Origin of the sequence: Avibacterium paragallinarum (genome assembly GCF_900450705.1) — a bacterium.
In the GTDB taxonomy this organism is placed as follows: domain Bacteria; phylum Pseudomonadota; class Gammaproteobacteria; order Enterobacterales; family Pasteurellaceae; genus Avibacterium; species Avibacterium paragallinarum.
Genome location: NZ_UGHK01000001.1, coordinates 201,689 through 222,167 on the forward strand (window position 1 = coordinate 201,689; position 20,479 = coordinate 222,167).

General features: G+C 42.3%; 12 protein-coding genes, 4 tRNA genes, 4 rRNA genes and 1 pseudogene. 7 read left to right on the top strand and 14 right to left on the bottom strand.

Going from position 1 to position 20,479, the window contains the following annotated elements; genetic code table 11:
- Window positions 1-201 precede the first annotated feature (201 nt).
- The 7 genes and pseudogenes from DXZ23_RS01230 to ispD all read left to right on the top strand — a co-directional run bounded on the left by DXZ23_RS01230 (window position 202) and on the right by ispD (window position 7,035).
- Window positions 202-1,983: a PTS ascorbate-specific subunit IIBC gene (locus DXZ23_RS01230; RefSeq protein WP_017806432.1), complete on the top strand. Its 1,782-nt coding sequence runs from the start codon at window positions 202-204 to the stop codon at window positions 1,981-1,983.
- Window positions 1,984-2,050: 67 nt separating this feature from the next.
- Window positions 2,051-2,527: a PTS sugar transporter subunit IIA gene (locus DXZ23_RS01235; protein ID WP_017806431.1), complete on the top strand. Its 477-nt coding sequence runs from the start codon at window positions 2,051-2,053 to the stop codon at window positions 2,525-2,527.
- Between the two features lie 17 nt (window positions 2,528-2,544).
- The gene (locus DXZ23_RS01240; RefSeq protein ID WP_017806430.1) at window positions 2,545-3,222 is read left to right on the top strand and encodes a 3-keto-L-gulonate-6-phosphate decarboxylase UlaD; all 678 of its coding nucleotides are present in this window, start codon (window positions 2,545-2,547) and stop codon (window positions 3,220-3,222) included.
- A gap of 390 nt (window positions 3,223-3,612) precedes the next feature.
- The gene (locus DXZ23_RS01245) at window positions 3,613-4,596 is read left to right on the top strand and encodes a sialic acid TRAP transporter substrate-binding protein SiaP (protein WP_017806429.1); all 984 of its coding nucleotides are present in this window, start codon (window positions 3,613-3,615) and stop codon (window positions 4,594-4,596) included.
- Between the two features lie 52 nt (window positions 4,597-4,648).
- Window positions 4,649-5,792, top strand: a pseudogene (locus DXZ23_RS01250) (N-acetylneuraminate epimerase).
- Window positions 5,793-6,048: 256 nt separating this feature from the next.
- The gene (gene ftsB, locus DXZ23_RS01255; RefSeq protein ID WP_017806428.1) at window positions 6,049-6,327 is read left to right on the top strand and encodes a cell division protein FtsB; all 279 of its coding nucleotides are present in this window, start codon (window positions 6,049-6,051) and stop codon (window positions 6,325-6,327) included.
- 12 nt (window positions 6,328-6,339) lie between these two features.
- Entirely contained in the window at window positions 6,340-7,035 is a 696-nt protein-coding gene (gene ispD, locus DXZ23_RS01260; protein ID WP_017806427.1) for a 2-C-methyl-D-erythritol 4-phosphate cytidylyltransferase, read from the top strand.
- A gap of 120 nt (window positions 7,036-7,155) precedes the next feature.
- Here ispD and DXZ23_RS01265 read toward each other — a convergent pair whose 3' ends face one another.
- The 14 genes from DXZ23_RS01265 to DXZ23_RS01330 form a co-directional block, all read right to left on the bottom strand.
- On the bottom strand, window positions 7,156-8,589 hold the full coding sequence (locus DXZ23_RS01265; protein WP_017806426.1) for an anion permease: 1,434 nt from the start codon (window positions 8,587-8,589) through the stop codon (window positions 7,156-7,158).
- Window positions 8,590-8,599: 10 nt separating this feature from the next.
- Window positions 8,600-9,991: a triphosphoribosyl-dephospho-CoA synthase CitG gene (citG, locus tag DXZ23_RS01270; RefSeq protein ID WP_017806425.1), complete on the bottom strand. Its 1,392-nt coding sequence runs from the start codon at window positions 9,989-9,991 to the stop codon at window positions 8,600-8,602.
- A complete protein-coding gene (gene citF, locus DXZ23_RS01275) occupies window positions 9,991-11,466 on the bottom strand; it encodes a citrate lyase subunit alpha (protein ID WP_021723984.1) in 1,476 nt (491 codons plus the stop codon). The genes citG and citF overlap by 1 nt, the downstream gene beginning before the upstream one ends.
- Window positions 11,467-11,516: 50 nt before the next feature.
- Complete coding sequence (citE, locus tag DXZ23_RS01280; RefSeq protein ID WP_017806423.1) at window positions 11,517-12,395, bottom strand: citrate (pro-3S)-lyase subunit beta; 879 nt, start codon at window positions 12,393-12,395, stop codon at window positions 11,517-11,519.
- Window positions 12,392-12,679 (bottom strand): citrate lyase acyl carrier protein, encoded by a 288-nt coding sequence (gene citD / locus DXZ23_RS01285; protein ID WP_017806422.1) that lies wholly within the window; start codon window positions 12,677-12,679, stop codon window positions 12,392-12,394. Before citD ends, citE begins: the two co-directional genes overlap by 4 nt.
- 39 nt (window positions 12,680-12,718) lie before the next feature.
- Window positions 12,719-13,756: a [citrate (pro-3S)-lyase] ligase gene (gene citC, locus DXZ23_RS01290; protein ID WP_017806421.1), complete on the bottom strand. Its 1,038-nt coding sequence runs from the start codon at window positions 13,754-13,756 to the stop codon at window positions 12,719-12,721.
- A gap of 645 nt (window positions 13,757-14,401) precedes the next feature.
- Window positions 14,402-14,477, bottom strand: a tRNA-Trp gene (locus DXZ23_RS01295).
- Between the two features lie 8 nt (window positions 14,478-14,485).
- Window positions 14,486-14,562, bottom strand: a tRNA-Asp gene (locus DXZ23_RS01300).
- A gap of 11 nt (window positions 14,563-14,573) precedes the next feature.
- A 5S ribosomal RNA gene (gene rrf, locus DXZ23_RS01305) occupies window positions 14,574-14,689 on the bottom strand.
- A gap of 50 nt (window positions 14,690-14,739) precedes the next feature.
- Window positions 14,740-14,855: ribosomal RNA gene (gene rrf / locus DXZ23_RS01310) — 5S ribosomal RNA — on the bottom strand.
- Between the two features lie 88 nt (window positions 14,856-14,943).
- Window positions 14,944-17,944, bottom strand: a 23S ribosomal RNA gene (locus DXZ23_RS01315).
- Window positions 17,945-18,229: 285 nt separating this feature from the next.
- Window positions 18,230-18,305: transfer RNA gene (locus DXZ23_RS01320), tRNA-Ala, on the bottom strand.
- Between the two features lie 58 nt (window positions 18,306-18,363).
- A tRNA-Ile gene (locus DXZ23_RS01325) sits at window positions 18,364-18,440 on the bottom strand.
- 132 nt (window positions 18,441-18,572) lie between these two features.
- Window positions 18,573-20,113: ribosomal RNA gene (locus tag DXZ23_RS01330) — 16S ribosomal RNA — on the bottom strand.
- Together the 16S, 23S and 5S rRNA genes with 4 tRNA genes alongside form the textbook arrangement of a ribosomal RNA operon.
- Window positions 20,114-20,479: the final 366 nt, after the last annotated feature.

Sequence of the window (20,479 nt, forward strand, 5' to 3'; positions counted from 1 at the left end):
GGTTTCTCCATTCAAACAGAAAATAAAGTGCGGTGTAAAAATGATTATTTTGATTTTTAAGATGAAAATAATTTGTGATCTTGTTCACAAATAATCAAATCCAATCTTTTTATTTGATTTTTATTGCGTATGATACGAACTAGGTTAGCTTGCGAAAGTAAGCCTTTTGATTAATGTAAAATGCGATAAGGTGGTAAATATATGGAAACCATAATGCACTATTTCGGGATTTTTAATACCCAAGTTTTATCTAAAGCCCCTTTCCTACTCGGGATTGTAGCGTGTTTGGGTTATATCCTATTGAAAAAAGACACCACAACCGTCATCAAAGGCACGATCAAAACCATTGTCGGCTTTATGATCGTGCAAGCGGGGGCGGGCTTTTTGGTCACCAACTTCAAACCAGTGATTGCTGGGCTTTCAAAATATCATAATCTCACCGGGGCAGTGATTGATCCTTACACCAGTATGCAAGCCACCATTCAAACAATGGCAGATAACTACGGCTGGGTAGGCTATGCGGTAATTGGGGCGTTATTCTTAAATATCCTGTTGGTGGTATTCCGCCGTTTCACAGGGATTCGCACCATTATGCTCACGGGGCATATTATGTTCCAGCAAGCGGGCTTGGTTGCTGTTTTCTATATGATCATCGGTGCGTCAATGTGGGAAACCGTGATCTACACCTCCGTGTTAATGGCATTATATTGGGGGATCTCTTCTAATATTATGTACAAACCAACCCAAGCGGTAACGGGCGGGGCGGGATTCTCCATCGGACACCAACAACAAATCGCCTCTTGGATTGCGACAAAATTAGCGCCAAAACTCGGCGATAAAACCGACAGCGTAGATCATATGAAATTGCCAAAATGGCTACATATTTTCCACGATAGCGTATCTGCTACCGCCTTGGTAATGACGGTTTTCTTCGGCATTATTTTGCTCTCCTTCGGCTTAGACAATTTGCAAGCAATGGCAGGCAAAACTCACTGGTCAATGTATATCCTTGAAATGGGGTTAAAATTTGCCGTAGCGATCCAAATTATCGTAACAGGCGTGCGTATGTTCGTGGCAGAGCTTTCCGAAGCCTTCAAAGGGATTTCTGAACGCTTGATTCCAAATTCTGTCCTAGCCATTGACTGTGCAGCGATTTACGCTTTCTCACCAAATGCAATGGTGTTCGGCTTTATTTGGGGGGCGATCGGTCAATTTGTTGCAGTAGGCTTATTGTTAGGCTTCCACTCGCCAATTCTCATTATCCTGGGCTTTATCCCAATGTTCTTCTCCAATGCCACCATCGGCGTTTTTGCTAACCAATTTGGCGGTTGGAAAGCGGTAATGAAAATCTGTTTCGTGATGGGGATCATCGAAGTTATGGGATCAGCCTGGGTCATTCATCTGTTAGCCACCCAAGGGGCAGAATTTAACGGCTGGATGGGAATGGCAGACTGGGCGTTATTCTTCCCACCGATTTTACAAGGTATCGTGAGCGTGCCAGGCTTCTTCTTTGTCATTCTCGCCCTCGCTCTTGTGTATATGTTCTTCGCCTCACGCCAGCTACGCGCTGACGAAGCCGCCGCGGCTGCCGCAGGGAAAACCCTCGAGCAAATGGACGGCTACGGCAATGATGAAGTCGAACAAGAGCTTGTAGCAGAAACCCAAGCCAACAGTGCAATGGGTGAAAAACCTGTGCGAATCCTTGCCGTCTGTGGCTCAGGACAAGGTTCATCAATGATGATGAAAATGAAAATTAAAGGCTACCTCGATAAACGCGGAATCCCAAATATTATGGATTCCTGTGCCGTTACCGATTACAAAGGCAAACTTGATGGCGTGGATATTATCGTCTGCTCCAAACACCTTGCCGATGAAATCAACGGCGGTGAACGCGTTGCGGTGCTTGGTGTGCAAAATATGCTAAATCCAAATTCCTTTGGCGATGAACTCCAAGCTTTAATTGAGAAATATCAACAAAAATAAGCGAAAAACTGACCGCACTTTTAAAAGTGCGGTATGATTTCAATAATGTTTTTTAAAGGAAATGCCTATGCTAAAAGAATCTTTAATCGAAAATCGTTCAGTCAAGCTCAACCAAACCGCCCAAAACTGGGAAGAGGCGATTAAAATCGGCACGGATATGCTGGTGGAATCAGGAGCGATCGAACCTCGTTATTATGATGCGATTGTCTCAATGGTCAAAGAAATGGGGCCTTATATTATCCTTGCTCCAGGGCTTGCAATGCCACACGCTCGCCCAGAAGAGGGCGTGAACCGCACCGCCTTCGCCCTTGTAACCCTCACCACACCCGTAGCGTTTGAAAGCGAAGAAGAGCCCGTTTCGGTGCTGATCACCCTCGCGGGTAGCGATTCCGATCAGCATATGCAAGGCATTATGGAAATCACCCAAGTGCTGGAAGATTCTGATCCAAACAGCCTCACAGGCGTTGATTTAGAAAAAATTCGCCGTTGTCAATCCGCCGAAGAAATCTATGCCGTGATTGATGCTGCCCTGAATAATCAATAAATTAAAGAGGAAATACTATGTCTAAACCTTTATTACAAATCGCCTTGGATTCCCTTTCCCTAGAAAAAGCCGTGGCAGATGCCAAACAAGCGGAAGAATTAGTGGATATTATCGAAGTGGGTACAATCCTCGCTTGTGCGGAGGGAATGAAAGCCGTCAGCACCTTGCGAGCCTTACACCCGAATCATATTTTAGTGTGCGATTTAAAAACCACCGATGGTGGTGCGATTTTAGCCAAAATGTCTTACGAAGCAGGGGCAGATTGGCTCACCGTTTCCGCCGCCGCTCACCCTGCTACCAAAGCGGCGTGTAAAAAAGTGGCAGATGAATTTAATGCTACCCACCCCGATCTCAAAGTGAAAAAAGAAATTCAAATTGAAATCTACGGCAACTGGACATTAGACGACGCGAAGCAATGGGTTGAACTCGGCGTAACTCAAGCCATTTACCACCGCTCCCGCGATGCCGAATTAGCTGGTAAAGGTTGGACAGAGGAAGACATTGAAAAAATGAAAGCCCTTGAAGCCTTAGGATTACAACTTTCCATTACCGGCGGTATCGTGCCTGAGGATATTCATTTATTCAAAGACATTAAAAACGCCAAGGCCTTTATCGCAGGGCGGGCTTTAGTCGGTGAAAAAGGCAAAGCCACCGCCCAAGCCATTCGAGCGGAAATTGAGAAATATTGGGTGTAGTTTCTAGTTACCAAAGCATTAAATATAGGGCTGCTTTCTAAATTCAGCCCTTTCATAAGCAAATTACACTTTGATTCCTTAAAATCTCAGAAAAAAATACCGCACTTTGATTTTAGAATAATTCTTTAAAATTGGAGTATTTTTTCAAAAAATACACTTACATATCTCTAATAGTACTGAACTAAACAGCCAAATCCTTTTCTAAAAGTTTTTCCGCCCTTTTTTCAATTCTGTGATATAACTCTCAGTAATGAAATATTACTTCATTTATCATATAAATATTAGGGGAATACCATTGCTTTGCACAGAGATTATCCTCCAAATCTCAATATTCCCCCTTTTAGGCGTTATATTCTATTTACTCTGCAAATCAATGAAAGGAGAATTGCAATGAAATTAAACAAACTTGCTCTTGCTACATTATGTTTAGGTCTATCTAGCTCGGTATTTGCCGCAGACTATAACTTAAAATTTGGTATGGTTGCTGGTACAAGCTCTAATGAATACAAAGCCGTTGAATTCTTCGCAAAAGAAGTGAAAGACAAATCTCAAGGTAAAATTGAAATTGCAATTTTCCCAAGCGCACAACTTGGTGATGACCGCGTAATGTTAAAACAGCTTAAAGATGGTGCATTAGACTTCACCCTTGCAGAATCTGCCCGTTTCCAAATTTTCTATCCAGAAGCGGAAGTGTTTGCACTGCCTTATATGTTAAAAAATTTTGATGTGGCGAAAAAAGCCGTGTTAGAAACAAACTTTGGTAAAAACTTATTCGCTAAAATCAATAAAGAATTAGACGTGAGCGTGCTTTCTATCGGTTATAACGGTACTCGCCAAACCACCTCAAACCGCCCAATTAACAGCATTGCGGATATGAAAGGCTTGAAACTTCGTTTGCCAAATGCGGCGACTAACCTTGCTTTCGCGAAATATGTCGGTGCAACCCCAACACCAATGGCGTTCTCTGAAGTGTATCTTGCGTTACAAACCAATGCGGTAGATGGCCAAGAAAACCCATTACCAACCATTCAAGCGCAAAAATTCTATGAAGTGCAAAAATACTTAGCATTAACCAACCACATTTTAAATGACCAACTTTACGTTATCAGTAATGAAACCCTTGATGAGTTACCAGATGATTTGAAAGCCGTGGTGAAAGAAGCCGCACTTAAAGCTGCAGATTATCACACAAAATTATTTGTGGACGGTGAAAATGAGTTAATCACTTTCTTCCAAGAAAAAGGCGTAACCGTAACAAAACCCGATCTTGCTCCGTTTAAAGCGGCGTTACAACCATACTACGATGAATACTTGAAAAAGAATGGTGAAGTTGGAAAACAAGCTGTAGCAGAAATCTCTGAGTTAGCTAAATAGCGGTTTGCTTACTCAATCTATTAAGCAATAACCTTAACGACAAGAGGTCAATATGAAAAAAACAGCATTACACAGTGCATTATTTGCTGCCATTGCAATGACAGCATTTGCTGCACAAGCAAGCCAATATCCAGATCTGCCTGTAGGGATTAAAAGCGGAACAGGGGCATTAATTGGAGATACCGTTTATGTGGGTTTAGGAACGGGTGGAGATAAATTTTATTCCCTTAATTTGAAAGAAAAAGATGCTAAATGGCAAGAACTGCCAGCATTCCCAGGTGGAAAACGTAATCAACCAGTTTCTGCTGGCGTAGATGGTAAGCTCTATGTGTTTGGCGGTTTCCAAGATACGGATGTGGCGAAAAATCAAGTGATTAATGATGCTTATCGCTATGATCCAGAAACAAACACTTGGACAAAATTGCAAACTCGCTCACCACGTTCAGCTGTGGGGGCAAGTGTAGCAGAAACGAACGGTAAAATTTATTTTGTAGGCGGAATTAACCAAGAAATTTGGAACGGACTTTTCCAAGACATCGCAGCCGCAGGTGGCGATAAAGACAAAGAAAAAGCCATTTTTGATCCTTATTTCAATTTACGCGTACAGGATTTCTTCTTCTCACCAGAAATTGTCAGCTACGAGCCAGCCACCAACACGTGGCGTAACGAAGGCATTTTCCCATACTCAGGACGAGCAGGGGCAGCTGTGGCAATTAAGGATAACAAGCTTCTTGTTGTAAACGGAGAAGTAAAAGCAGGATTGCGAACCCAAACCACGGAACTTGGTACAATCGGTAAAAATGGAGTTACTTGGAAAAAATTAGGTGATTTACCAACACCGAAAGGGCAAAAACAACAAGAAGGTATTGCAGGTGCAATGGGGGGCTACACCTACGGTAACTATATCGTAACCGGTGGGGCAAACTTCCCGGGGGGGTGCAAATTATCAAAATGGTATCACCGATGCACATCGCACTGGTGGGTTGAAAAAAACTTGGCATAGTGATGTTTATGCACTCAATGCCAAGAAAGGCACTTGGAAAATTATTGGTAACTTACCAGAGCCGATTGGTTATGGGGTAAGTGTCAGCTATGATAACAAAGTGCTATTAATCGGTGGTGAAGGTCAAGGAGGGAAAGCACTCACCGCAGTTCAAACAATGAGTTATGACGGAAAAAAACTGGTTGTTGAATAAAATGTACCGATAAACATAATCTAAAGCCTCGTCTAACGAGGCTTTTTTCATAAAATTCGCCAAAATTACACCGCACTTAAAAATATCCATTTATAGTCGTTTAAGTTCAAAATAAGACAAGGCAACAAGCCGCAAACAGTACAACTAGTACGGCAAGGCGAAGTAACGCAGTATTATTTTGAAATCAAACGACTATACTACAAATGTTACTCATTTCAAGGTAAACTATCGCTACGTTCAATTGACGAGAAAATTTATGCGTTTACTAATTTTTATTCTGATAGGCTTTGTCCTGCTGTTCCAATATGATTTTTGGTTTGGAAAAAATGGTTACTTCGATTATAAAAATATAGAAAAAGAAATCGCTCTTCACCAACAAGAAAGTGAAAAACTTTCCCAGCGTAATCAAATCATTGCGGCAGAAATTAAAGATCTTAAAGAAGGAGTGAATGCTATTGAAGAACGAGCCAGATTACAACACGAGATGGTAAAAAATAACGAAATCTTTTATCGTATTGTAAAAGAACATAAGTAAAGAGCATAAATAATGAAACATTCACTCCGTGAAATTATTGCAGTTGTCCCAGCAGCGGGTATTGGTAGCCGTATGCAGGCGGATAAACCGAAGCAATATTTAAAAATTCAGGGAAAAACCATTCTTGAGCATACCCTTGAAGTGCTAATTCACTACCCTGCCATTAGCCAAATTATTGTGGCGGTAACCTCTAGCGATCCTTATTTGGCGGAAATCAACTTACTCAATCATTCAAAAATTCAACTTGTTGAAGGGGGAAAAACACGAGCGGAATCCGTGCTAAATGGCTTACAACAAATTAAAAACAACGCGAACACTTGGGTTATGGTACACGATGCCGCACGTCCTTGTCTGACTCATCAAGATCTCGATAAATTATTACAAATCAACGACATCAATGGGGCAATTTTAGCCATTCCAGCCGTGGACACCATAAAACGCACAAATTCAAGCTTACAAATTCAACAAACAGAAGATCGCTCACAACTTTGGCTTGCTCAAACGCCCCAATTTTTCCCCGCTCAAACACTAAAACACGCCTTGCAACAAGCCTTAGCCAACAATTTCACCATCACAGATGAAGCCTCGGCAATGGAGTTAATGGGCTTTCACCCCTATCTTGTGGCAGGCAGAAGTGATAATCTCAAAATCACTCGCCCTGAAGATCTTGCCCTAGCGGAATTTTATCTTTCTCGGCTACCCACCTGACATAACACTTTTTATTGTATGAGAAATGTAATATTGCAATGGTAAGTGAAATAACTAAAAAGGTTTGGCTATTAATGCCAAACCTTTCGATGAGATAATCTTTAATGCGTTATGACGCAATTATAGCCAACCTAGATTTAACAAGAAATTCCACCAAGCGACCCCAATAGTACAATGAATGATTAGGCTTCCGAAGGCGACAATAGCACCAGCGATCCACCAAGATTTAATATCATTATAACCAGCACCAAAGGTAATTGGCCCCGGTCCACCACCATAGTGAGTAACGCTGCCGCCATAAGCATTCGCAAAGAGTAAACCAATGGTTAATAGCTCAACAGGAGCCCCCGCTACTTTACCGACGGTTGCAAATACGGGAACCATAGCTGCAACATAAGCACCGCCAGAAGCGAAAAGATAGCGAACTGCCACACTAGTAAATAAAATAGCAACAAGAGCTAATGTACTATTATCACCAAAATTAAGATATTGTTCGAAAACATTCGCTAACCATTTGAAAAAGCCTGCTTTATCAAGAATCGTTGACATACCAATAATGCCACCATACCAAATTAAGGTATTCCAACCAGCTTTATTTTTAAGAATGTCGTCCCAAGAAACAATGCTTAATACAACACATAGCACCATAACACTTAACGCGACAGTAGTTGCATTCACGCCTAGCGTATCAGCAAAAATCCAGCAGAGTAACGCTAACACAAATAAAATCGCTAATGCCTTTTCCCTAAAACTCATTGGCCCTAGTTCTGCTAATCCTTTGTCAGAGATTGCTTTATTATCCACTTGCTTTAATTCTGGTGGGGCGGTGAAATAACAAACTAAAGGAATTAAAAATAAACATAGCAATCCAGGAATAGAAGCGGCTAAGAACCATTGCAGCCAATCCATTTTAAAACCTAAAATCGGTGCCATCAAAGAAAGGGCTAACGCATTTGGAGCCATTGCTGTTAAGAAGATATAACTTGTTGATTTTACAACCATATATACATTCATTAAGAGGAAACGCCCCGCTCGTTTTGGACTTTCATTAGGCGTGGAACCTAAAGCAACAGCCACACTATTAATAATCGGGAAAATAATTCCTCCAGCACGAGCCGTGTTTGATGGTGTTGCCGGTGAAAGTAATAAATCCAGAAACATAGTAACGTAGCCTAAACGCAATGTAGTGTTTCCTAACCAACCAATAAGATGATAAGCAATGCGTTTTCCTAACCCCGTGATAACAAAAGCTGAACTTAATGTAAAGGCGGTAAAAATCAACCAAGTCGTACCTGATTGATAACCGCTCAATGCTTGAGATACCTTAACGAGTTTACTTGCACCTTCCGTATTCCCAATCACGATTGATGAGAGTGCTACCGCCGCTAACAAAATAACGGGTTCACCATAAGGTTTCAGTACAAGCCCAACAATCGTTGCGAGATAAATACCAAATAATCGCCACGCAATTAAAGGCAATCCGTCAGGGGCTGGTAAAATCCAAACCAGAATAGGAATGGCAGCCAATATTAATGTTTTATGAAGTTTTGTCATAATTTCCTCATTAATTAAAAAAAATAAAAAAGAAATAGGTCAGAGCAAGTAAATCAGCACAGCCACCTGCACTAATATTTTTTTCAACACATTCTTGATTGAAAGACGTTAATTCACGCACTAATCGTTCAGGGTACAGAGATAAATATGAAAGCGTTTGTTTAGCTCGGTCTTGAAACCAAGCAAGCCCTTCTATTCCACCACGATGAATAACATTACTATCCTGATTATTGGCAAATAACATTAATAATGTTTTCAATAACGCTTGATTTAAAGGAATGTGTTGATTTAACTGCTGTTGAAGATAAGGAAGAGAGCAATCACGAACAAGAGGAAAACCTAATTCCGCTTCGCCTCTTGCACCTTTTATACCATAACGCTGAAAAATTCTTACTCCAGCGGTAAGCTCATCACTTTCATTAAGTTCTTGGCTAATTCCACAACAAAAGTCAGCCACAATCATACAAATTTGCGTACTATTCATAGCTTGCTCTAATGTCCAACACCGCCCAATCGCCGCACAAGTTAAGCCAAATGCAAAAATACCACCTTTATGCGTGTTCACGCCTTGTGTTGCTTTAAACATAGCTTGTTCTGCCTCTAAGCCTAATTTTCTTAAGTGGGGAAGAACCTGCTGAGAGGGAAACGAAGCAGTGCGACAGCCTAGCCAAACAAACCGCTGCCAATACGATGTTAATGCGTTGATACTTTTAATAAAAGTATGTAAATCCATATCCTGATGGGATCCATTATTATCCCTATCAACAAGCCCTGGTTTTGGTGTCAAATTTGCTTCTTTCCATAAGGCTCGTCTTACTTTTTTGGCAGTAAAAAGACCTAATTGATGCTGTACCACACGTTGGAACATAGCGTTTTGCAATTCAGATAAGGAATGTTGTCTGCTTCTTGCACAAGATTTAGCATTCTCTCCGCAAATCAAGCAATCACGCGGTGGATAACCTAAATCATTACGAGCGATCAGATCGCCATTGGAATTAAAAATGTCAAAGTCCCATAATCGCCCAATGGGTGAAGTTTCTTCTAAAATGATCGTTTCTTGCTTTAAACGTTGAGCATCAATAGGTAAAACAAAAAAGGCTTCATCCCCACTTTCTATGCTACGAATAATAGATTTAGTCGGCTTTACATTAAGTTGTTTAAACAGGCTATTTAATCTACGCAATGCCTGTTTAAATACATAACTTAATAATGGATTACGCTTTACCGCACCAGGTGCTATCACCGTTACACTGAGTAATGTTTGGCGATACTGCTGGCACAATTCACGCTGTAATCTCGCACGTTGCTCTTTTCCATCAAGCAAAGCCATCAATGAAACAGAATCTCCTTGTTGGCTGAGTGCGTTTGTTAAGGAAGCGTGAAACCGACTAAACCCAGACATTATTCAGCCACCATCTCCGATTTAATTTGATAAACAACATCTATCACCGAACCATCCCGATAGCGGACAACCGCCACAGGCTTTTCGGTAAACTCAAGGGCTTTTGGTTTGCCTGTTAGCTGATAAGCTCTTTCACATAATTGCTCAATCGTAAAGAGCTGAATACCAAGTGCGGTCAATTTTTCGATTAAATCTGGTCGTTTAGGGTTTACTGCAACACCGTGATCGGTAACCAAAATATCAATATTTTCTCCCGGCGTAACGCAAGTAATCACATTTTCTACAACAGTTGGAATACGACCACGTACGAGCGGGGCTACAATAATTGCCACTTTTGCACAAGCTGCTGTATCGCAATGTCCGCCCGAAGCTCCGCGGATAATCCCATCAGAACCAGTTAAGACATTTACATTAAATTGAGTGTCAATCTCTAAAGCACTTAAGATCACAATATCAAGGCGTTCAACAGAGGCCCCTTTAGATCCAAAATTCGCATATTGATTCGCACTAATTTCAATATGATTTGGATTACGAGCAAGGGAATCAGCGGCATCTTTATCAAAACTTTGTACATCTAACAATGTTTTAATTAATCCCGCTTCGTGTAACGCCACCATACTGGAAGTGATTCCGCCTAAAGCGAAATCGGCACAAATATTTTTCCGCCGCATTTTATCTTCTAAGAATCGCGTTACTGCAAGCGACGCACCTCCACTTCCTGTTTGAAGCGAAAAGCCATCTTTAAAATAACCACTCGCGAAAATTACTTCTGCTGTTTTGCGTGCAATAAGAAGTTCGCGTGGATTTTTTGTCATTCTGGTCGCTCCGCCACCAATTTTCTTAGGATCACCAACTTGATCTACTTTAACGATAAAATCAACGCGATCTTGGGCGATACTAATAGGATGATGAGGATAATTTGCGATTTCTTCTGTCAATAATACAATCTTATCCGCATAATCAGCATCAACACGAGCATAACCCAGTGAACCGCAATTATTTTTTCCACTAAATCCATTTGCATTACCAAAATCATCACAAATCGGTACACCAAGAAAGGCAACATCAATGTGTAATTCACCACTTTGAATAAGGTGAACTCGGCCACCATGAGAATGAATAACAACAGGCTCTTCCATTAATCCATTAGAAATTTGATCGGCAAGTTCACCGCGTAATCCCGATGTATAAATTTTACGGATTACGCCATTTTTAATATGTTCAATAAGGGGAGAATGAATATCGGTTAAGGAACTAGAAGCAAGCGTCAGATTTTTAAACCCCATCTCAGCAATCTTGTTCATCACCATATTTACGATATAATCACCTGCTCGGAAAGCGTGATGAAACGATACCGTCATTCCATCTTGTAATCCACTGCGTGTAATCGCGGTTTCTAAACTATCACATAGCTTACGATCTCGCTGAATTCGTTCTAAGGCGGTTACTTTGGGTTCTTGCTGATAAATAGCCATTGTCTGATGTGAATGGAAATTTCCAATACGTTTTTCTCTATTATTCATAATTATTCCTCACGAATCCCTGATAAAGCTGCTCGCTGTAAAACAAGTTTTGCACGTTCAATAATCGGCGAATCTACCATTTTTCCATTCAAGGATACTACACCCAGTCCTTCTTTTTCGGCTTGTTCTGCCGCACTAATTACCCGTTTTGCAAAATCAACATCTTTCTGTGAAGGAGCATAGAGATTATGAATCAATTCAATTTGGCGTGGGTTAATTAAGGATTTTCCGTCAAAACCAAGCTGTTTAATCAATGAGGCTTCTCGCAAGAAACCTTCTTCATCATCAGCATTAGAGAATACCGTATCAAATGCCATAATTCCGGCAGCTCGGGCGGCTTGTAAAATCGTACAGCGGGCGAACAATAATTCCACACCATCAGGTGAACGTTCTGTTTTCAAATTCCGAACATAATCTTCCGCCCCTAATGCAATTCCAATCAAACGAGATGAGGCTTTTGCGATCTCATTTGCTTGTGTTACCCCTAATGGCGATTCAATCGCCGCTAATAGCTTCGTACTGCCAACAACTCGCCCACACTGCTTTTCAATTTCAGCAATCGCATTATCCATATCAACCACATCTTGAGCAGTATCCGTTTTAGGTAAGCGAACAATACCCACTCCAGCTCTAACTACCGCATTTAAATCATCAAGTCCAAATGCTGAATCTAAGGGATTTACCCGTACAACTGTTTCTATATCTTGATAAAATGGGTTTTTCAAAGCGTGTGCAACAAGCATTCTTGCACTATCTTTTTCTTTCAACACGACGGCATCTTCCAAGTCAAACATAATAGCATCGGGCTTATAAATAAAGCTATTACTTAACATTGCCGCGTTAGAACCCGGCACAAATAACATACTACGTCTTAATTTCATAATAACGCCTCCCATTGCACGGCTTCATCACTGCCTCGTAATAATGCCGTTTTCAATCTAGCTTGTAACACACAATCTAAAGCACCTTTATCATCAATAATTAACTGCACAGCATTAACACCAAGTTGCTTTAAAACAGTATGGATTGTTTCAAGAATTGCCTCACCAAATTGATTTGCCACCGAGCTATGTAATTCAATATCAATGGTTTCACTTGGTGCAACTCTGATCATTACATCGCTAGATTCCAATGTTCCAGCAACGGCTACCTTCGTTATACGCATAATTGCTCCTTAAAATAATTTTTGCATCTCAATAATAAATTAATCTTGTGTTTGAACGGCCAATCCTTGCAAAAAACTAAGTGTACTATCAGGCACAAAATGGGACAGTTCTTGCCAATTCTTCTGATCTGCAAGCTTACGAACAGTAGAGGCAGAAATGGCTTGCCCTTGATATGTTTTACGTTCAATTTCAACAACCTTAATTGGTGGTGCTGCCATTTCAGCTTCCTCTAGCCAGTAATGCATATTTTGATTATAGGCTGCCGTTAGCTGACAAAAAGGTTCTGTCCCGACAAATCGGTGGGTAATTCCAAGAGTTGGTGCGATATATCGACGGAACAGCTTCAAATCAATTTCCATATAACATTTATCAACTAATCCTTGATCTTTTAGAAAATAAGCTGGAAAGGTCGCACGCGAAATAATGTAACTTGAACTCGGGTGAATAATGGCGGTACGCAAATCGCCAATCCCCTTTTTTAATAAACGCAGGCGATCGGCATAAGCATAGCGGGAAGCATCTTCTTCCACGAGAAAAATATGAACATAATCACATTGCACCACGGCTTGTTCAATTAAATAGCGATGCCCCAACGTAAAAGGATTGGCATTCATTACAATAGCTCCTATCTTCTTACCCATTTTTCTTGCATTTCTTAATTGATTGCAATATTTCTGTAAACGCATCTTACTGTTTTCCATTAAAACGAGATGAGGATACGCAGTAGAAATGGTAAAAAAACCACATTGTGAAAATAAGAACTCATTTTCTGGTTTGGTATAAATGAAAAGGCGTGAATAACCAATATCGTAAGCTAGATTAATTAAATCTGTAGCAAGTTTTAATGCTAATCCTGTACCACGATATTCAGAAGAAATTGCAACACATTTAATAATATTGTGTGCAACACCACCACAAGCAATAATTTTATTATCTAATTCACTGTAATAAACTATAAAACGTAAAATTTGGTTATCTAACTCTAAATCATTATTTTCCAAAAATAAACGAATCTGTTCTATCTTTTGTGGTGAAGAAAATGAAACTTGTTCACTAAAATAAACATATTCAGGCATAACAACTCACAGTAAAACAATTTATTTAATGAACTAAGGGGAAAAGTCATTAATTACTTTGATGAAGTATACGGTAGATTTTCATAAAAAGGTATATATACAAATAAAAAAACCACTTATTCAACAATAAATTAACATAAATTAAAAGATTATTAACAAGCTTTTACACAATATTAAAATAGATAATATTATTCATATAAATATTTCTTTATACTATTATAAGTACATACGATTAAACTTATATTAAAATGCCAATAAAATAAGCTTTTATTTCAGCATTAAAACATTATTAATAATACCTTAACATAGTTAAGGTTATTCTATAAAATATATAACATTGCTAAAAGACAATATCTCTAGTAAATAAATATTTAAGTGAAGAAAAGAAATAGATTAAGAAATATACTTTACTCTATGTGTTTATTACCTAGTCCTGTTTTAATTAATTAAACTATTATTGGAAGGAATATGAAATGATATTCCATTTAGTTTTGTGAAGTTATTTAATCAATGGAGTTTATACTAAAACTGTACAAAAAATTATAATAATACTGCATTATTTCTAGAAGAAATAATGCCATAGTTTAAGCATTATCTAACGTCTATGTATAAAACTTTTATATAAGATAGAATAAAGAATTTATATGGCAGGGGCGGAGAGGCTCGAACTCCCAACACCCGGTTTTGGAGACCGGTGCTCTACCAATTGAACTACGCCCCTAAATGAAGTGGCGGAACGGACGGGACTCGAACCCGCGACCCCCTGCGTGACAGGCAGGTATTCTAACCAGCTGAACTACCGCTCCGCAAAATTGATAATTGGCAGTGACCTACTCTCACATGGGGATTCCCCACACTACCATCGGCGTTATAGCGTTTCACTTCTAAGTTCGGCATGGAATTAGGTGGGTCCGCTACACTATAGCTGCCAAAAAATTTTATTTTGTTAATTTACTTAAACAAAAATAAATTAACAAAATAAAACCTAGCGGTGTCCTACTCTCACATGGGAAATTCCCACACTACCATCGGCGTTACAGCGTTTCACTTCTAAGTTCGGCATGGATTTAGGTGGGTCCACTGCACTTTCGCCGCCAAGATAATTCTTTAAATTCTTTACATTCTTTATCTTTTCTATTCGTTCTTTACTTCTTTAACAAAAACAAGCCAAAACCCTTGAGCGTTGTATAGTTAAGCCTCTCGGGCAATTAGTACTGGTTAGCTCAACGGCTCACACCGCTTACACACCCAGCCTATCTACGTCGTCGTCTCCAACAACCCTTACTGACTTTAAGTCAGGGAGAACTCATCTTGAGGCAAGTTTCGTGCTTAGATGCTTTCAGCACTTATCTCTTCCGCATTTAGCTACCCAGCAGTGCCTCTGGCGAGACAACTGGTACACCAGTGATGCGTCCACTCCGGTCCTCTCGTACTAGGAGCAGCCCCTCTCAATTCTCCAACGCCCACGGCAGATAGGGACCGAACTGTCTCACGACGTTCTAAACCCAGCTCGCGTACCACTTTAAATGGCGAACAGCCATACCCTTGGGACCTACTTCAGCCCCAGGATGTGATGAGCCGACATCGAGGTGCCAAACACCGCCGTCGATATGAACTCTTGGGCGGTATCAGCCTGTTATCCCCGGAGTACCTTTTATCCGTTGAGCGATGGCCCTTCCATTCAGAACCACCGGATCACTATGACCTGCTTTCGCACCTGCTCGACTTGTCTGTCTCGCAGTTAAGCTTGCTTATACCATTGCACTAACCTGACGATGTCCGACCGTCATTAGCAAACCTTCGTGCTCCTCCGTTACTCTTTGGGAGGAGACCGCCCCAGTCAAACTACCCACCAGACACTGTCCGAGTACCCGTTTCAGGCACTTCGTTAGAACATCAAACGTTAAAGGGTGGTATTTCAACAACGACTCCACGATAACTGGCGTTACCGCTTCACAGTCTCCCACCTATCCTACACATCAAAATTCAAGGTTCAGTGTCAAGCTATAGTAAAGGTTCACGGGGTCTTTCCGTCTAGCCGCGGGTACACCGCATCTTCACGGCGATTTCAATTTCACTGAGTCTCGGGTGGAGACAGCCTGGCCATCATTATGCCATTCGTGCAGGTCGGAACTTACCCGACAAGGAATTTCGCTACCTTAGGACCGTTATAGTTACGGCCGCCGTTTACTGGGGCTTCGATCTGGAGCTTCTCTTTCGATTACACCATCAATTAACCTTCCAGCACCGGGCAGGCATCACACCCTATACGTCCACTTTCGTGTTTGCAGAGTGCTGTGTTTTTAATAAACAGTTGCAGCCAGCTGGTATCTTCGACCGGTTCAACCTTCGTGAGCAAGTCACTACAATCTACGCCGGCGCACCTTCTCCCGAAGTTACGGTGCTATTTTGCCTAGTTCCTTCACCCGAGTTCTCTCAAGCACCTGAGTATTCTCTACCTGACCACCTGTGTCGGTTTTCAGTACGGTTTAGTAAAGCCTGAAGCTTAGTGGCTTTTCCTGGAAGTGTGGTATCAGTTACTTCAGCACCTTAGTGCCTCGTCATCATCTCTCAGTGTTAACGGTGAGCCGGATTTGCCTAACTCACCCACCTACCAACTTAAACGACCATTTCCAACAGGTCGATAACCTAACCTTCTCCGTCCCCACATCGCAACTTTACCAAGTACGGGAATATTAACCCGTTTCCCATCGACTACGCTTTTCAGCCTCGCCTTAGGGGCCGACTCACCCTGCCCCGATTAACGTTGGACAGGAACCCTTGGTCTTCCGGCGAACGGGTTTTTCACCCGTTTTATCGTTACTTATGTCAGCATTCGCACTTGTGATACGTCCAGCAATCCTCTCGAACCACCTTCTTCCGCTTACACAACGCTCCCCTACCCAACAGACGTATCACTAATATCCCTCTTCGATTCTTTGCCATTACACTCAACGTGTTTTTCGCTTTACCCACTTGCTTCGCAAGTGGTTAATCGTTAAGGCGTATTAGTGATACGCCTGATGCCGCAGCTTCGGTACTATATTTTAGCCCCGTTACATCTTCCGTGCAGGCCGACTCGACTAGTGAGCTATTACGCTTTCTTTAAATGGTGGCTGCTTCTAAGCCAACATCCTAGCTGTCTAAGCCTTCCCACTTCGTTTCCCACTTAATATAGATTTTGGGACCTTAGCTGGCGGTCTGGGTTGTTTCCCTCTCCACGACGGACGTTAGCACCCGCCGTGTGTCTCCTGTGCATTACTCTTTGGTATTCGGAGTTTGCATCGGTTTGGTAACCCAGGATGGGCCCCTAGCCGAAACAGTGCTCTACCCCCAAAGGTATTCACACAAGGCTCTACCTAAATAGATTTCGGGGAGAACCAGCTATCTCCCGGTTTGATTGGCCTTTCACCCCCAGCCACAAGTCATCCGCTAATTTTTCAACATTAGTCGGTTCGGTCCTCCAGTTAGTGTTACCCAACCTTCAACCTGCCCATGGCTAGATCACCGGGTTTCGGGTCTATACCTTGCAACTCAACGCCCAGTTAAGACTCGGTTTCCCTTCGGCTCCCTTATTCAGTTAACCTCGCTACAAAATATAAGTCGCTGACCCATTATACAAAAGGTACGCAGTCACCCTTGCGGGCTCCCACTGCTTGTACGTACAGGGTTTCAGGTTCTATTTCACTCCCCTCACCGGGGTTCTTTTCGCCTTTCCTTCACAGTACTGGTTCACTATCGGTCAATCAGGAGTATTTAGCCTTGGAGGATGGTCCCCCCATCTTCAGACAGGATTCCTCGTGTCCCGCCCTACTTCTCGTAAGCTTAGTACCACAGCCTGGATTTTAAGTACGGGGCTATCACCCTGTGTCGCTTGCCTTCCCAGACAATTCCTCTATCTCTGCTGCTATTACTTACTGGCTCCTCCGCTTTCGCTCGCCGCTACTCACAGAATCTCGGTTGATTTCTTTTCCTCGGGGTACTTAGATGTTTCAGTTCTCCCGGTTCGCCTTACGAGGCTATTTTATTCACCTCGCAATGATAGGCTCTTCGCCTATCGGGTTTCCCCATTCGGACATCGTGGGTTAAACGCTTCTTATCAACTCACCCACGCTTTTCGCAGATTAGCACGTCCTTCTTCGCCTCTGATTGCCAAGGCATCCGCCCTGTACGCTTTCTCACTTAACTATACAACCTCAAGGATTTTTCCCCGAAGTTGTTCTCTCGCTGAGAACGCTTACTTGCTTTTGTTCAAGTAAGTCTTTTTACTCAGACTTTTTCAATTTAATCAGAAAGCAGTTCTATTACTCTCACCACTCCCTCATTAGCTTGAAAGTCTCTTCAGTTTTCAGCTTGTTTTTCTATTGTTAAAGAGCAAATTCGATAATTTTCATTATCATTGGTAAATATTCTCTCTTACTCGGTTATCTAATATGAGAATACTTAGCAATGATTTTATTAAATGGTATGATTTGGTGGAGATAAGCGGGATCGAACCGCTGACCTCCTGCGTGCAAGGCAGGCGCTCTCCCAGCTGAGCTATATCCCCAATTCTATTCCTAAACCGCCCCTCATTCACTCAATCATGGATATTGCCCAGCAATGAGTGGTGGGTCTGAGTGGACTTGAACCACCGACCTCACCCTTATCAGGGGTGCGCTCTAACCACCTGAGCTACAGACCCACAAGGGTACCGCAAGTGCGGTCTTTTTTTCGGTTTTTTTTTCGTTGCTTTCACAACGATACTGTCTATTTGCTATTTATTGTCTAACAACCATCACGACAATCTGTGTGAGCACTCATCTATTCTATTTGGTAAGGAGGTGATCCAACCGCAGGTTCCCCTACGGTTACCTTGTTACGACTTCACCCCAGTCATGAATCATACCGTGGTAAACGCCCTCCCGAAGGTTAAGCTATCTACTTCTGGTACAACCCACTCCCATGGTGTGACGGGCGGTGTGTACAAGGCCCGGGAACGTATTCACCGCAACATTCTGATTTGCGATTACTAGCGATTCCGACTTCATGGAGTCGAGTTGCAGACTCCAATCCGGACTTAGATGCACTTTCTGAGATTCGCTCCCCCTCGCAGGCTCGCTTCCCTCTGTATGCACCATTGTAGCACGTGTGTAGCCCTACTCGTAAGGGCCATGATGACTTGACGTCATCCCCACCTTCCTCCAGTTTATCACTGGCAGTCTCCTTTGAGTTCCCACCCGAAGTGCTGGCAACAAAGGATAAGGGTTGCGCTCGTTGCGGGACTTAACCCAACATTTCACAACACGAGCTGACGACAGCCATGCAGCACCTGTCTCTAAGCTCCCGAAGGCACTCCCGTATCTCTACAGGATTCTTAGGATGTCAAGAGTAGGTAAGGTTCTTCGCGTTGCATCGAATTAAACCACATGCTCCACCGCTTGTGCGGGCCCCCGTCAATTCATTTGAGTTTTAACCTTGCGGCCGTACTCCCCAGGCGGTCGATTTATCACGTTAGCTACGGGCACCAAGCCTAAAGCCCAATCCCCAAATCGACAGCGTTTACAGCGTGGACTACCAGGGTATCTAATCCTGTTTGCTCCCCACGCTTTCGCACATGAGCGTCAGTAGCTTCCCAAGGGGCTGCCTTCGCCTTCGGTATTCCTCCACATCTCTACGCATTTCACCGCTACACGTGGAATTCTACCCCTCCCTAAAGTACTCTAGTAAACCAGTCTGAAATGCAATTCCTAAGTTAAGCTCGGGGATTTCACATCTCACTTAATTTACCGCCTGCGTGCCCTTTAAGCCCAGTTATTCCGATTAACGCTCGCACCCTCCGTATTACCGCGGCTGCTGGCACGGAGTTAGCCGGTGCTTCTTCTGTGGCTAACGTCAAATCAGTGTGCTATTAACACACCAACCTTCCTCACCACCGAAAGAACTTTACAACCCGAAGGCCTTCTTCATTCACGCGGCATGGCTGCGTCAGGGTTCCCCCCATTGCGCAATATTCCCCACTGCTGCCTCCCGTAGGAGTCTGGGCCGTGTCTCAGTCCCAGTGTGGCTGGCCATCCTCTCAGACCAGCTAGAGATCGCAGGCTTGGTGAGCCTTCACCTCACCAACTACCTAATCCCACTTGGGCTCATCTTATGGCAGGTGGCAAAAAGTCCCACCCTTTAATCTTCCGATTCTATGCGGTATTAGCCATCGTTTCCAATGGTTATCCCCCTCCATAAGCCAGATTCCCAAGCATTACTCACCCGTCCGCCACTCGTCAGCATTGAAAGCAAGCTTTCAACCCGTTACCGTTCGACTTGCATGTGTTAAGCCTGCCGCCAGCGTTCAATCTGAGCCATGATCAAACTCTTCAGTTTAATCTTTCTCAATTCGTACACTAACAAAGCTCTGTGATTTCATTTAAAATCACGATGAATTTCAGTTACGCACTCATTGTTTATAAATCTTTAATTTTTTCAGAATTCAACAAGTGCCCACACAGATTGTCTGATTGATTGTTAAAGAGCAAAAAAGAACGACGCGAGGTGTACTTTCAAACTGTTTACAACGTCGCGTCGTTGTGTGCGGCATATTATAGGGATTTTTGAAATCGATGCAAGTCTTTTTTTGCAAAATTTTTTCATTTTTTTGTTGTTTGGTTATTCTTTCAACGCCTTGCAGTTTTATTAGCCGATTTTTGCTGGAGAAATGTAAAGTGCGGTCTAAATTTGGGGGGGGGTTGT